The 14,833-nt window shown below is 32.0% G+C and carries 12 protein-coding genes and 1 tRNA gene; 8 read left to right on the forward strand and 5 right to left on the reverse strand.

The annotated features are described in order from the left end of the window. Positions 1-216: 216 nt before the first annotated feature. Complete coding sequence (locus QZV12_RS12560) at positions 217-882, reverse strand: DUF2119 domain-containing protein (RefSeq protein ID WP_295622366.1); 666 nt, start codon at positions 880-882, stop codon at positions 217-219. A 127-nt stretch (positions 883-1,009) separates the two neighbouring features. Continuing rightward, positions 1,010-2,260, reverse strand: coding sequence for an adenosylhomocysteinase (gene ahcY, locus QZV12_RS12565; protein ID WP_295622367.1), 1,251 nt, complete (start codon positions 2,258-2,260; stop codon positions 1,010-1,012). Between the two features lie 181 nt (positions 2,261-2,441). Here ahcY and QZV12_RS12570 point away from each other — a divergent pair. From QZV12_RS12570 to QZV12_RS12605, 8 genes are all read left to right on the forward strand, one after another. Then, positions 2,442-2,551 (forward strand) — tRNA-Met (locus QZV12_RS12570). A 347-nt stretch (positions 2,552-2,898) separates the two neighbouring features. Then, positions 2,899-4,080 (forward strand): aldo/keto reductase, encoded by a 1,182-nt coding sequence (locus QZV12_RS12575; RefSeq protein ID WP_295622368.1) that lies wholly within the window; start codon positions 2,899-2,901, stop codon positions 4,078-4,080. 194 nt (positions 4,081-4,274) lie between these two features. Then, positions 4,275-5,027: a HesA/MoeB/ThiF family protein gene (locus QZV12_RS12580; protein ID WP_295622369.1), complete on the forward strand. Its 753-nt coding sequence runs from the start codon at positions 4,275-4,277 to the stop codon at positions 5,025-5,027. Positions 5,028-5,555: 528 nt separating this feature from the next. Continuing rightward, positions 5,556-6,899 (forward strand): type I glutamate--ammonia ligase, encoded by a 1,344-nt coding sequence (glnA, locus tag QZV12_RS12585; protein ID WP_295622370.1) that lies wholly within the window; start codon positions 5,556-5,558, stop codon positions 6,897-6,899. Positions 6,900-7,044: 145 nt separating this feature from the next. Next, on the forward strand, positions 7,045-8,739 hold the full coding sequence (locus QZV12_RS12590) for a DUF128 domain-containing protein (protein ID WP_295622372.1): 1,695 nt from the start codon (positions 7,045-7,047) through the stop codon (positions 8,737-8,739). Positions 8,740-9,548: 809 nt separating this feature from the next. After that, complete coding sequence (modA, locus tag QZV12_RS12595) at positions 9,549-10,358, forward strand: molybdate ABC transporter substrate-binding protein (protein WP_295622374.1); 810 nt, start codon at positions 9,549-9,551, stop codon at positions 10,356-10,358. Positions 10,359-10,624: 266 nt separating this feature from the next. Continuing rightward, complete coding sequence (gene modB / locus QZV12_RS12600; protein ID WP_295622376.1) at positions 10,625-11,305, forward strand: molybdate ABC transporter permease subunit; 681 nt, start codon at positions 10,625-10,627, stop codon at positions 11,303-11,305. A 118-nt stretch (positions 11,306-11,423) separates the two neighbouring features. Further along, positions 11,424-12,461: a sulfate/molybdate ABC transporter ATP-binding protein gene (locus tag QZV12_RS12605; RefSeq protein WP_295622379.1), complete on the forward strand. Its 1,038-nt coding sequence runs from the start codon at positions 11,424-11,426 to the stop codon at positions 12,459-12,461. Between the two features lie 169 nt (positions 12,462-12,630). Here QZV12_RS12605 and QZV12_RS12610 read toward each other — a convergent pair whose 3' ends face one another. The 3 genes from QZV12_RS12610 to QZV12_RS12620 all read right to left on the reverse strand — a co-directional run bounded on the left by QZV12_RS12610 (position 12,631) and on the right by QZV12_RS12620 (position 14,656). Next, positions 12,631-12,933, reverse strand: coding sequence for a DUF2097 domain-containing protein (locus QZV12_RS12610; protein WP_295622381.1), 303 nt, complete (start codon positions 12,931-12,933; stop codon positions 12,631-12,633). Between the two features lie 310 nt (positions 12,934-13,243). Then, a complete protein-coding gene (locus QZV12_RS12615; protein WP_295622383.1) occupies positions 13,244-13,546 on the reverse strand; it encodes a DUF2097 domain-containing protein in 303 nt (100 codons plus the stop codon). A 243-nt stretch (positions 13,547-13,789) separates the two neighbouring features. After that, positions 13,790-14,656, reverse strand: coding sequence for a formylmethanofuran dehydrogenase subunit C (locus tag QZV12_RS12620; RefSeq protein WP_295622385.1), 867 nt, complete (start codon positions 14,654-14,656; stop codon positions 13,790-13,792). Positions 14,657-14,833 lie beyond the last annotated feature (177 nt).

Here is a 14,833-nt window from a genome sequence, read left to right on the forward strand (position 1 = left end):
TACTACTTTTGTATGAATTAATAATAATTCAATAATTTGATTTTCTTTAATTTTTTATAAAAAGATTTGTGCATGCAATCACTTGCTTGCATTGAATTTGAAAAAAAAGCCGTTTTTAAAACGTTATATCAGGAAAAAATCATTAAAAAAACCAATATCAGGAAAAAAATTATTAAAAAAAAACCAATATCCTGAAAGAATTATTAAAAAAAAAAATTAATATCTAGGAAAATCTAGCCCATAAATTATTTTCACATACTTTAAAGCAAGGTCTGCCTGTTTTTTATAGTCCCTTAATACCCTGTCCTCAAAATCAGCCCTTGTTTTGCTTAAAGTAATCAATCTTAAAAAGGACATGTACTCTCGAACAGACAAATCATGGCTATAATCATATTTAGCAAAGAGTTCATCTTCACTTAATTTCAAGTCTTCCCATCTAAATGTAGGAAACTCCAAAGTCTGACATATGGTTTCCTTTGTAAAATGCTTACGTCTTATCAAAGGAGAAACAGAACTGCATAACACATATTGTCCACAATCAATCAATGGAGGAATTCCATCATTATCAAGTCTTTTTAGGCTTGTCAAGCTCTTGAAATGCTTGATATTGTATGAATGAAGCTCAGTATAAAAGTCAGGTTTATAATAATCAACCAAATCCAATATTTTCTTTCCTTGCTCTGACTCATAAAATTCCCTATGAATCGTAGAGATATAAGGGGTCTTGTCAAAATTATAAATGTAGATTTGGCCTGGAGAAAAATCTTCATAGGACAGAAGCTTGATTAAAGGCAAAACATCCTTTCCCTCATCTCCATGAACTCCTCCAATAAATAATTTTGTAGGACCCTTCCCATTATCAATATAGCGAAAATAAGACATGATATCAATTCATAATTCAATTTAAAAAATAAAAACCAATTAAATAAAAAAAATAACAGTATTTAATCCCAAAAAAATGGAATAAAAATTAAAAAATAATAATAAAATAAAAAGAGATTAAAGAGAATTAGGTACCTTCTCTCCAATCAGACAAGTAATCTTTTTGTCTTTCAGATAAATCATCGATTTCAATGCCCATTGCTTTAAGCTTTAATCTTGCAACATCATCATCAATTGAATCTGGAGCTTTTTCAACACTTAAGCTTAAGTCATTTTCAACGATGTATTTAGCGGATAATGCTTGAACAGCAAAACTCATATCCATGATTTCAGCTGGGTGTCCTTGTCCTCTTGCTGCTGCAAGGTTTACAAGTCTACCATCAGCAAGCAAATAGATTTTTCTGCCGTCTTTCATGGTAAACATTTCAATACTTTCTCTTACTTCTTCAACACTGGTAGATTGTGCTTCTAAGTCTTGTCTGTTGATTTCAACATTGAAATGTCCAGAGTTAGATAACATACATCCGTCTTTCATGTATTTGAAGTCATCTCCATGAATAATGTCGATGTTACCGGTTACAGTTACAACAAGATCTGCAATTTGTACAGCTTCTCTGATTTTCATAACTCTGTAACCATCCATTCTTGCTTCAAGTGCTCTGATTGGGTCAACTTCAGTTACAATAACATTTGCACCAAGTCCTGCAGCACGAGATGCTACTCCACGACCACACCATCCGTAACCGCAGACAACAACGTTCTTACCTGCAATCAACATGTTGGTGGTTCCCATAATTGCATCCAATGAGGATTGGCCAGTACCGTAACGGTTGTCAAATAAGTATTTGGTATAAGCGTCGTTTACAGCAATAACTGGGAATTTGAGTGCACCGTCAGCATGCATAGCTTCCAATCTGTGAACACCAGTGGTTGTTTCTTCACAAGCACCTTTAATGTTTGCTAAAAGTTCAGGACGTTTTTCATGGAGGTACATAATCATATCTGCACCGTCATCAATGATTACATCTGGCTTGTGGGACAATACATTATCAATAGCTTCGTAGTACTCTTCATCAGTTTGTTCTCTCCAACCGTAAATGTTTAATCCAAGAGCAGCTGCACCTGCTGCTGCATCGTCATGAGTTGAAAGAGGGTTACAACCAGTCATAGCTACTTCAGCACCACCAGCTTGTAAGGTTAAACCTAAATTGACAGTTTTAGGTTCTAAGTGTAAGCATGATCCAATGGTAATTCCTTCAAAAGGCTTTTCTTCTTCAAATTGTTTCTTGATGTGTTCAAGAACAGGCATGTGTTTTTGAACCCATTTGATTTTTCTAATCCCTTCATCAGCAAGGGACATATCTTTAACATTACTCATAAATATTACCTCAGTTTTAAAGAGTGGATAATTTTTTTTCATAAATTTATAGATTATAATAGTTTATAATTATATCATTATATAATTATGATAAAAGTATTATAAAAAATTATTGTTAAATCAGTTAAAAAAACCAAAAGTATATAAACAATAAAAGATATAACTTTTATTACTGTCTGATGCCGGGGTGGCTCAGCTGGTTAGAGCGCACGGCTCATAGGGTAACTAAGCGTGCTCTGACTTTTTTCCTGGGATACCGTGAGATCGCGGGTTCGAATCCCGCCCCCGGCATTAACATCATAACTTTTTTTAACTAATTTTATTTAGATTTTAACAGATTAGACTACTTTATAAACTAATTTTAAATAATTTTAAATAATTTTAACTAATTTTATCCAGATTTAAAAACTAAGACAACCTTAAACTAATTCTAACTAACATTATTCAAATTTAAAGAAGTAAGACAACATAATAAAATAATTCTAATTATTTTACCCAATTAAAAATACCTATTTTTTACCCACAGCATTTTCTAAAAAAAAAAAACTACTTAAAAATCATTAAAAAATAATATTAACAAAGAGATATAATATTAAAATATCAATGAGATTGATTTAATAAACTTTATAGGTAGCACAATGAAATATAAAACTTTAGGAAAAACTGGAGAAAAAGTTTCTGTTTTAGGATTTGGAGCTATGAGATTACCTCATTTTGAAAGAGATGACCAAATCAATAAAGAAGAGGCAGATAAGGTAATAAGCTATGGAATTGAAAATGGAATCAACTTCATAGATACCGCTTACAATTATCATGCTCCAAATTTAGTGGATAAGGGAAAATGTGAAGAGTACATCGGGAATTTTTTAAATGAAAACTCCTATAGAGATGACATATTCCTATCAGCTAAAATGCCAAGCTGGAAAATAAAAAGCATAGAGGATATGGATGCTATTTTTGAAAATCAATTAAAGGACTTGCAGACTGATTCTATCGATTTCTATATGCTGCACCATCTTAATGAAGACTATTGGAAAATGTTTAGGCAACTTAATGCCTTCGAATGGATGGATGAACTTTTAAGTTCTGGAAAAGTAAAGCATATGGGATTTTCAGCACATACGGAAATGGATTGGATAGTTGATATCGTTGACGATTATGAAAGATTCGAGTTTGGACTTACCCAGTTGAACTATCTTGATGAAAGATACCAGTCTGGAAGGGAAGGTGTTGAATACTTACATTCCCATGGCCTTGGAACATTGATTATGGAGCCTCTTAGAGGTGGAACTTTAGTTCAAAATGTTCCTCAAGACATTATGGACCTATGGGATACTGCTGAAGAAAAAAGAACTCCTGTAGAATGGGCCTTCCAATACCTATGGAATATGGAAGAGGTGGATGTTGTACTTAGTGGAATGAATAGCTTAGACCAGATCAAGCAGAACATTGAAATCGCTTCAAGAACTGAAGTCAACTCCATCAGCGAAAATGACTTGGAATTGATTAAGGAAGTTGCTTGGGAATACAAGCAAAGAAGAGGAAACGATTGCACTGGCTGCGGATACTGTATGCCTTGCCCACATAATGTAGATGTTGCAAGCTGCTTTAGAGAGTATAATGTAGGAAAAATGTTAAACAATCCTGCAGGAAGCGCATTCCATTATTTCGCACTTGATCCGAGAACAAGAGCAGACAGATGCCTTCACTGTGATGACTGCCTATATCACTGCCCTCAAATGATTAACATATCTGAAGATTTGAAGAAGGTTGAAGAATTCTTCGGCAAGGAAGAGGATTATTGTTTAAGAAAAAAATAAATCCCCAATCATTTTCAATTTAATGAAAGAAAGAAAAAACATTAAACAAAGCATAAAAAATAACAATTGTTATATACTAAAAAAATGAATATAAGAATAGGGATTCAAAAATTAAACAAACAATAAAAAAAAAAAAAAAAAAAAAAAATATTAAATATTATAAACAAAGATTAAATTATGAAAAAGGTGGAAATATGCCAGAAAGATATAAAGGATTTGGATACTGGGATATAGCAACTCGTCAAATGAGTATTGTGACCAAAAACCAACAAACAAGATTTCAAGATGCGAAAGTAGGAATTGTTGGCTGTGGAGGCATTGGTGGAGGAACTATCCTAATGCTTGCACGTATGGGACTTGGGAATTTAACTATAGTTGACAAGGATGAATACGATCTCTCCAATCTTAACAGACAAGCAATTGCAAGTTTAGAAACCATTGGAATTGAAAAAACAGTAGCAACAAAGGAAAGGGTTAGAATTACCAACCCATATACTAAAGTAAATGCATTCAATGAACAATTAACAGAAGATAATGTTGATAAGATATTTGGTGATAGAGATGTGATTATTGATGCATTGGATAACCTTTATACAAGAGTTATAGTAAGCAGATACGCAAGAGAAAACGATATTTCATTTATTCATGGAGCAATTCATGGAACACAAGGACAAGTAAGCGTATTCACTAAAGAAACCAAGTCTTATGAAGAAATGTTCGCCCTTCCATCACTTGGAAAGGAATTAGGTGAAGAAACCAAGGCGGAAATATCAAAATTGACTAAAGGAGTACCTCCAGTAATTGGACCTGTTCCAAATATAGTTGGCTGTTTGGAAGCATTTGAAGCCTACAAATTGATAACTGGAATTGGAGAAGTGACATATGCTCCAAAAATACTTAATTTTGATTTATTAAACTTAGAATCTTTCAGAGTTTTAGAATTATAATATTCTAAAACAAATTCTTTTTTTAAAATCCTATCAAAAAATTTAGAATTATAATATTCTAAAAAAACTTTTTTTAAAAAAATACCTACAAAAAATTTATAATAACACTATTACATTACAAAACTCTTTCTTAAACATTAATGCAAAAATCAAATCCATTTTTAAAAATTCATTAAAATCACAACTGTTTTTTCAAAATATTGTTCCTCATTTATATATGGATAGAACATTGTTCAAAATATTATAATAAAAATAAATTATTTTTAAAATTTTCATAAAAAATTAAATATTCAAATGAAAATTATTAAAAAAAATAAACTATCCCTTAACATTTAAAAAGCATAAAATAGATAACATAATATATTAAAAAAGTTAATATAATAAAATATAGGTGGAACTATATTTCCGAAGAAAATAGTATTATTATTGGTTTTTTAAATTAATATAAGACTTGTTTTCAAATTCATAAAACTATATTTAAATTATATACTAATTTATATTATTCCAATTTTAATGGAGAATGATTTAATGGAAGAAAGAATCAAAAATGTAATTGAAAGAATGAAAGCAGACAATATTAAGTTCATTAGACTTCAATTTGTTGATTTGCATGGAATCCCTAAAAATGTATCAATCCCATGTGAATTAGACAATATGGGAGATTTATTAACTGATGGTATCCTTTTTGATGGATCATCAATCCCTGGTTTTGTTGGAATAGAAGGAAGTGACCTTGTCTTAAAACCAGATATAAGCACTTACTCTGCTTTATCCTGGAGACCTGAAGAGTCTGCATCCTGCAGATTTATCTGTGATATTTACAAACCTAATGGAGAGCCTTTTGAAGGAGATCCAAGAGGAATACTCAAAAAAGCATTAGCTAAAATCAAAGAAGAAGGATACACTTATAACATAGGACCAGAACCAGAATTCTTTATTGTAGACACTGATGATGACGGATATCCAATTCCTCACGATACTGCTGGTTACTTTGATGTAGAACCTGTAGATAAGGGAACTGACTTCAGAAGAGAAATTACAACTAACCTACAGGAATTAGGTTTTGAAGTTGAAGCAAGTCACCACGAAGTAGGTCCTGGTCAAAACGAAATCGCATTTAAATTTGATGACGCTTTAAAAACTGCTGATGCAGTCATCACTTTCAAACAAGCAATTAAAGCAATTGTAGCAAACATGGCAGACTTCGATGGATTCGATTACAGAGTAACATTTATGCCAAAACCATTCTTTGGAGAAAGCGGAAGCGGAATGCACTGTCACCAAAGTCTTTTCAAAGAGGGAGAAAACATTTTCTACGATAAAGACAATGAAACTGGATTATCACAGGAAGCAATGTGGTTTATTGGAGGATTATTAAAACATTCTGCAGCAATCACTGCTGTAACCAATCCTATTGTAAACTCATACAAAAGATTGGTTCCAGGATATGAAGCTCCAGTATACATTTCCTATGGTATTCAAAACAGGTCCACTTTAATAAGAGTGCCTGCAGCACGTGGAAAAGCTACCCGTATTGAATACAGAAGCCCAGACCCAACCTGTAACCCTTACCTTGCATTTGCAGTAATGCTTGAAGCAGGTATGGATGGTATTAAAAATAAGATTGACCCTGGAGAAGCAATTGAATTCAACATTTATGAATTAACCGACGAGGAAAGGGACGAAATGGGCATTGAACTGTTGCCATCCAGTTTATGGGAAGCATATCATACCTTTGAAGAAAGCGAAATCATGAAAGAGGCACTTGGAGAACATATATTCAATGCATTCTTAACTGCAAAGTATGAGGAATGGGACGAATACAGAGTCCAAGTATTCAATTACGAACATAAGAAATACTTAAACTTATAATTCAGTTGCAAATTGAATATTTAGATTTAAGAACATAATAGCTATTTAAAATTAAATAGCTATCTTTATTTATTTTTAAAAACTTGCTTAAAACAAAATCAAAATACTTATTTTTATAAGAAATCCTTAGAAAGTGGGAGATTACATGTCAGAATCTGAACATAGAATGATAGAAATTCTAAGAATCCTTAATGTACAGGAAAAGCCAATCGGTTCAAAAGTAATAGCTGACGAACTTAAGACAAAGGGATATAACCTTGGTGAAAGAGCAGTACGTTACCACATGCAGATTCTTGATGAAAAGGGATATACCGAGAGAAAAGGATATTCTGGCAGAGTCATCACCGAACTTGGAAAATCCAAACTTGAAAAAGGATTGATTTACGACCAAGTAGACTTTACACTTTCAAAATTTGAAGAAAGAATCTATTTGACTAATTTTGATTACAATAAAAGGGAAGGAAAGGTTATTGTAAACACATCAAATATCCTAGACAACAAGGCATTTGACATTATAAAAGACGTGTTTAAGGCAGGAGTCTGCGTAAGCCCATTGATCAATGCTAAAAAATCTGAAATCAAAGGCAAAAAGGGATATGTGATGAAGACCATCTGCGGTACAACAATTGATGGAGTCTTTCTGGAAAATGGAATTCCTTCCATCCCACAATATGGTGGACTCGTTGAAATAGAAGACTACCAGCCTACTAAATTTTCTGAACTGATTTCCTACAAGAAAACATCAATCACTCCATTGGACGCATTTATAGCTAAGGATATGACTTCCGTTTTAGATGTTGTAGAGCATGAAACCGGAACAATTCCTGCAAACTTTAGGATAATCCCTGGAACCAGTGTGGAAAAGGCAAAGGAAATTATCAAAAAGCTTGAAAAGGTAGGAATTGGAGGAGTCTTGGAAATTGGAGAGACAAGCGAAAATGTCTTAGGCATACCAGTTCCTGAAGGAATGGTTGGAATATCAATCATTGGAGGAATCACTCCATTCTGTGCAGCTCAGGAAATGGATTATAAAGTTGATATCAAAACTGGAGAGGAATTCATCGATTACAATAAATTAAAAGAGCTTGAATCATCTAAGCATAAAATCAGAAAAGCAAAGAAGATAGAGTATAAGCAAACACCTTTCATACTTACAAAATCATTGAATAGGATGAACCAGGTAGATTATGATATTGAAACCAATGAAGGAAATATAGTTGCAAACATATCCTACTTAAATAAGGCTGACCTTGATGATGCATTGACAATAATGAAAAGAACATATAAGACTCTTCCAAAATACATGAATCCATTATTCAATATTGTAGATCATCCAAGTGACGACAGCAAGGTGGGACTGGCTACAGTTTGCAGCTTGTCAATTGACGGCATCCTCATCAACAATGGAATTATGAGCACTCCAAGATATGGAGGATTATTGGAACTTGGAAAACCTCCATTATTTGTGGAAATGATTTCATATGACGGTTCCTCAATAGACCCTCATAAGATATTCATCTTTAAAAATCTCACATTAATATCCAAAAGGCAAAATCCTAAAAAGATACTTGCTTCCATCAAAGAGGTTCCATACATTGCAAGACCTCAATGCGAAGAGATTTTGGATAAGATCAATGAAAACGGATTCCCTATCTTTAAAGTAGGAAAGCCAAGAGAATTGGTATACAATGCTAAAGTGGACAACTACAACTTTGGAATTGTTACAGGAAGTGGATTGAATACAATAGCTGCAATTAAAGAGAAAGGAATACCAATTGAAGCAAAGGCAGTCGAAACTGTTTTGCCTATTGAAGATATGAAATTGATTTATGAACAATAAATCATTTTTCTAAATTATTATACCTATTAAAAATACTAAATTAATTTATATTTATTACACCTATTAAAAATACTAAATTAATTTATAAACAACAAATCCTTATAAATTATCCTACAATAAACAGATATGAAATTGATTTATTAACAATAAATTTTTGTTAAATTTAATAATCAAATCAACTTTTTTTAGATAAAATCATAACGATTTTTATATAATATGAATACATTTTACCAACATTATTTTAAGCATGATCAAATCTCCAAAAATCCACTTTTTGAAGACATATTATAGATATTACACTTTAACTAAAACTCAATATATTCGATTTTTCAAATATTTGACATTCAAAAAATCCTTTAAAAAATATTTAGGTAAAACTAAATATTTAAGGGCCAAAATGAAAAACAAAAGGATTTTATTGATTTTTAAAAAAGTATTTAATTCGATGTGAATAAAATATATAAAATCGATATGAAAATATTTATATATCACTATCAATAGAATTATAATTACTAATCTGAAAATTAAATTATAATATCAGATTGTCAGGGGATGAAGAAAAAAATTTTGCAATTGAATAAAAAAATAGCCTAAGGGTTAATTTTTTATTTAAAGTTTTATAGTTCAAAATAAGAAACCTTTGATCTATATTTTTTAATTGCTTGAAAAACAAGCAAATACTATTAAATATGAAAATAATAAACTTCCATAAGCATGCAAATAAAATATTCTTTTTTCTTTTGACTAATCTTTGATATTGATTTAATGTTTGATAGTGTTTTTTATAATCATTAAAAAGGAGAGCAAATATGAATAGAAAAGCGTTGATTATTGCTGTTTTAGCATTAATAGCTGTTGTTAGCGTAGGTTCAGTTTCCGCAGGTTGGTTAGACTTCCTTGGTGGAGAACAAAACTTAGAAAACCAAACTGTTCACTTAGCTGCAGCTGCTAGTTTAAAAAATGTTTATGACAATGAATTAATCCCTATGTTTGAAAAAAAATACCCTGGTGTAAAAGTTACCCCTACCTACGCTTCAAGTGGGGACTTACAAACTCAAATTGAAAATGGTTTAGAAACAGATGTTTTCATGTCTGCATCTAACAAACAAATGAATGCTTTAGCGGATGAAGGTTTAATTGACAATGATACCAATCTCCAATTCTTAGAAAACAAAGTTGTATTAATTGTACCTGCTGATTCAGATGCAAACATCACATCCTTTGATGACTTAAAAGACTTTAACGGTACCATTGCTATCGGTGACCCAGAATCTGTACCTGCAGGACAATATGCTAAAGAAGCATTAACCAACCTCAAGCTTTGGGATGGTCTTGAATCCAAATTCTCTTTAGGTACTGATGTAACTGCAGTATTAAACCAAGTAGGTGAAGGATCAGCTGATGCAGGTATTGTATATGCTACTGATGCTAAATCCAGCGATAAGGTTAAAGTCGTCTGTGAAGCTCCTGAAAATTCATTAGATACTCCATGTATCTACCCTGTAGCTCAACTCAAAGACGCTAAAGACGCAGATGCTGCAAAAGCATTTATGGACTTCTTACAAACCCAAGAAGCTAAAGATAAATTTGTAGAATATGGATTTACTCTTCACGAGTAAGTTTAGTATGATGCTATTCATGTGAATAATCAAATTGGAAAAAGGCCCAATATAAATTATTCATATGAATAATTCTTTTTTTAAAATTAGATTATTAATTATTTCAGTGAAAACACACTTTTTTAAAAAATAAATCAAGTTAATATTAAATTATTTATGTAAATTATTTACGTAAATTAGTTATGCAAATATTAATAATAGATAAATAGAAATATAATATCTGTTATCAATATGAATAATTTAATATTAATAAGGAGAAATAAGACATGACAGATTGGTCCCCAATTTTCATCTCAATGAAAACCGCAAGCCTATCCATTTTAATAACCTTTTTTGTAGGTTTAATTGTTGCTTGGGCTCTTGTTAAGATGAAAAACGACACAGCAAAAATCATATTAGACGGCATATTTACATTGCCTCTCGTATTGCCACCTACTGTAGTAGGTTTCTTTTTATTATGGATTTTTGGTGTTAGAGGACCTATAGGCAGCTTTTTTATAGAATTCTTTGCATATAAAATAGCTTTCTCATGGCCTGCAACTGTTATTGCAGCAGTAGTGATGTCTTTTCCTTTAATGTATCGTTCCGCTCGAGGAGCATTTGAACAAGTTGATTCAAACCTATTGGATGCAGGTCGTACATTAGGTATGTCAGAGTGGAATATCTTCTGGAAAGTCTCATTTGCAAATGCATTACCTGGAATACTTAGTGGTGGAATTCTTGCTTATGCACGTGGCTTAGGGGAATTCGGTGCTACAGCTATGCTTGCAGGTAACATTGCAGGACAAACCAGAACTCTCCCAATGGCTGTTTATTCAGAAGTGGCAGCAGGCAATATGGGAGAGGCTTTCAACTATGTAATAGTCATTGTATTTATTGCATTTATAGTGATCTTCATTATGGATTACGTCACTTTGCGGAAGGAAAAGCAATGGAGACATGACTAAAATAATTTACTGAAAAATATCTCTATCATTATTAATTAATTTATTAAATAATTTAGTGATTAATTTATTAATCAATTTATTAATTTATTATTCTATTTTTTATTGACGAGGAAGGATTATGAGCAATAAGATGTTAAAGGTAAATATCCAAAAGGAACTTAAGGAATTTGACTTGGATGTTGATTTTGAATTGAAAAAAGGTCGTTTAGGCATTCTCGGTCCTTCCGGTTGCGGTAAAAGTATGACATTGAAATCCATAGCTGGAATTGTAAATCCTGATAGCGGTGTCATAAGCTTAACTGCAGATGATGAAACTGTTTATTTTGACTCCAATAAGAAGATCAATTTAAAGCCTCAAAAGAGAAATGTAGGCTACCTGTTTCAAAACTATGCATTGTTTCCCAATATGACTGTTGAGGAGAACATAGGAATCGGAGTGGAAAAAGAGAATAGGGAAAAAACAGTTCCTGAAATGATCAGACGTTTCCATCTTGAAGGATTAGAGAAAAGGTATCCTCGACAGTTGTCTGGTGGCCAACAGCAAAGAGTGGCATTGGCTCGTATAATGGCTTATGGACCAGATGTCATACTATTGGATGAGCCATTCAGTGCAATGGATACTTTCCTAAAAGAACAATTGCGTCTTGAACTCCTCAATTCACTAAAAGGATTCAAAGGATTCTCAATTATGGTTACTCACGATCGTGACGAGGCATTCCAGTTTTGCGATGAACTTATAGTATTGGATAACGGGAAGATTATAGCAAAAGGAGAAACTTACGAAGTCTTTGAAAATCCAAAAAAAGTTCAGGTCGCAAGGCTTACAGGATGTAAGAACATTTCCAAAGTGGAAATCATAGATGATCATCATGTCAGATCTTTAGATTGGGGACTTGAATTTGAAGTTTCTAAAGAAATTACCCCAAATATCACCCACATAGGAATAAGGGCTCACGATTTTGCCTTTTGCCAACAAGATGATGTTAATGTAATCAATACCATCAATTCAACAATTATAGAAATGCCTTTTGAATGGGAAATAACATTGGCAAATGGATTGTGGTGGAAATATGACAAGCAAATCCACGAGCATGAATTCAAGATTCCAAAGTATTTAAAAGTAGATCCTAAAAATATAATTTTATTGGAAGAGTAATTTAATTTACTCAACTTTCTTGTTTTGCAATTTCTCTTAAATCCGTTAAAAACTAAAAAAAACTAATTTAAAAATAAAACTAAAAAAAACTAATTTAAAAATAAAACTAAAAAAAAAACTAATTTAAAAATAAAAAAAAATTTAGTTCAAACTTTTTCAAAAAGCTTGGTTAAATTACTTCAATATAAACAGACTCTTTAGACTCATCCTTAGGATAGTGATGCAATTCAATGATGTCCTCTCTATATTCTTCAAAGTCAACTTCAATAGTATCAGAAATGATTTCACCATCTAAAGCAATCATAACCCTACAGCTTGGCTTTCCTCTAAAGTCAGAAAGGTCCACACCTAATACATCTCCTTTTGCAGAGACACGGTTGTATGCAATATCAACCTTATCAAATTCTTCAAAATTATTTTTAATGTAATCAAGAACTTCATCAGAAGTCATTGTTAATTCCTTATCTACCATGTTAAGAGCTCCTTTAATTTTTATCATTATTTTTTTATTTTACAACTTAAGTTATTTCAACTTATACATTTAAAAATTTATAAACTTTTCAGTAGCTAAAATATAATATAATGTTTCTAATATATAAAATTATTTGTATTTATTAAAACTAACAAACAGTTTATAAAAAAACCATTAAAAAAATACACAATAAAACAATGAAAATAATAAAAAATTAGATAAATAACATCAAAATTGATTAAAAAAAAATAAGAATAAGACTCACAAAAAAGTGAAAATATTTTGTTCAAACTTTTTTAAAAAGTTTGAACTATAAGGTAGCTTCAACAATGATAAGCTTATCTTCATCTCCACCAGGCATGTGACGGAATTCAATGATTTCATCCTTGACCTTATGCAAGTCAATGTCTACAGCCTGATTCAACAATTCACCATTGAGCTGAAGGGAAATGATCAATCCTTCACCAGTTTCCTCATCTTCTGGAGTAAGTCCAAGAACAGTTCCTGGAGCAAAAACTCTGTTATATGATAATTCGAAAATGTCATCAACCTTTACATTATTTCTTACGTATTCTATAATATCGTCTGGGTCCATCTGTATCTCTTTGACCATATTTTACACCTTTGATATGATACATCATTTAAATTAAAAATATGATTAAAAATCTTATATTTAATGCAAATAAATGATAATTTAATCAATTAAAAAATTAATTTAATAAGTTCAAAATTATAACCAACCAATAATTGATTAAATTATGATTTAATATTTTCATTAAGCTGTAAATTTGAATAAAAACTAAAAAATAAAAAAAAATAAAAAAAAGAAGAAAAATATAAGAAAAAGAGAAAGAGCTTATTGAGCTCTGTATTCTCTAATTGCGTTATATTCGTCGTCTTCTTCAATCCAAGTAGATAATCTGTCTCTGTTTTTCTCAGCATCGATAATTAAGGTACCTTTACCGTTTAAAGCAATGTCCCCTTTGTATTCGATGTATCTACCAGGGTAAACAACACCGTCTAATTCAGGATCGGTTACGATTCCTTGTTCTACGAAACCTTCGAGTAATCTTCCGACTTTTCCGTGAATTACGATGTTACCGTTTTTCATTTGTCCACCAGGCCAACGGTTTACGTTACCATCAATTTCAATGGTACCTTTGGTCATGTGAATACCTGCGAGAATATCACAGTCACCTAAAACGTGGATTTTACCACCGACTAAACATTCACCACATTGTTTACCAGCATTTCCGTGGATAATGATTTCTCCACCAGACATACCTCTCCATTCACCAATGTAGGATGCACCACAGAATTCTTTGGTATTACCCATAATTTCGAGTTTACCGCCTTTCATTTCACGACCAGCGTGAGCTGCTACATTACCGAATACAGTAACTACACCGCCAGACATTTCTGCACCAACGTGAAGGTCTGCATCACCGTTAACAACAACTTCACCAGCGCTCATTTTGCAGCCGATGTATTTTACTCTGTTACAATCTCCGTTTAAAATCATTTTGACTTCAGCTGGAGATTCTGCTTCTCCTTCAACAGTGATGTCAAAGTAATCAGTGATTGGGAATCTGGAGTTTCCTACAGGGACTTTGTATGCTGCAAAGTCTTCTTCAGTCCAAGAGTAAATGTTATCAGTAATTAACTCATCAAATTCTAAAGCAATTGAAGAAGTTTTCTTTTGATCAAAAGTTATAGTTTTCATTAATAAACACTCTCCTTATTTAGCTTCTATGTCCACTCTAGTTGGGTTTGGTACATAGTGGTCGTGTACTTGATAGTTTTCCCATTTGACAGAATAGTATTGGGTAAAGAATGGCATTATACTGTCGATAATTTGTTTTTCTTCTTCTTCGTATCCTATGACGTTAGTCCAAATGGT

This window comes from uncultured Methanobrevibacter sp. (assembly GCF_902769175.1).
Classification (GTDB): Archaea; Methanobacteriota; Methanobacteria; order Methanobacteriales; family Methanobacteriaceae; genus Methanobrevibacter.

Coding starts and splice junctions, on each gene's coding strand:
- QZV12_RS12560 (WP_295622366.1), bottom strand. CDS start 882: ATGTCTTATTTTCGCTATATTGATAATGGGAAGGGTCCTACAAAATTA.
- ahcY (WP_295622367.1), bottom strand. CDS start 2,260: ATGAGTAATGTTAAAGATATGTCCCTTGCTGATGAAGGGATTAGAAAA.
- QZV12_RS12575 (WP_295622368.1), top strand. CDS start 2,899: ATGAAATATAAAACTTTAGGAAAAACTGGAGAAAAAGTTTCTGTTTTA.
- QZV12_RS12580 (WP_295622369.1), top strand. CDS start 4,275: ATGCCAGAAAGATATAAAGGATTTGGATACTGGGATATAGCAACTCGT.
- glnA (WP_295622370.1), top strand. CDS start 5,556: ATGGAAGAAAGAATCAAAAATGTAATTGAAAGAATGAAAGCAGACAAT.
- QZV12_RS12590 (WP_295622372.1), top strand. CDS start 7,045: ATGTCAGAATCTGAACATAGAATGATAGAAATTCTAAGAATCCTTAAT.
- modA (WP_295622374.1), top strand. CDS start 9,549: ATGAATAGAAAAGCGTTGATTATTGCTGTTTTAGCATTAATAGCTGTT.
- modB (WP_295622376.1), top strand. CDS start 10,625: ATGACAGATTGGTCCCCAATTTTCATCTCAATGAAAACCGCAAGCCTA.
- QZV12_RS12605 (WP_295622379.1), top strand. CDS start 11,424: ATGAGCAATAAGATGTTAAAGGTAAATATCCAAAAGGAACTTAAGGAA.
- QZV12_RS12610 (WP_295622381.1), bottom strand. CDS start 12,933: ATGGTAGATAAGGAATTAACAATGACTTCTGATGAAGTTCTTGATTAC.
- QZV12_RS12615 (WP_295622383.1), bottom strand. CDS start 13,546: ATGGTCAAAGAGATACAGATGGACCCAGACGATATTATAGAATACGTA.
- QZV12_RS12620 (WP_295622385.1), bottom strand. CDS start 14,656: ATGAAAACTATAACTTTTGATCAAAAGAAAACTTCTTCAATTGCTTTA.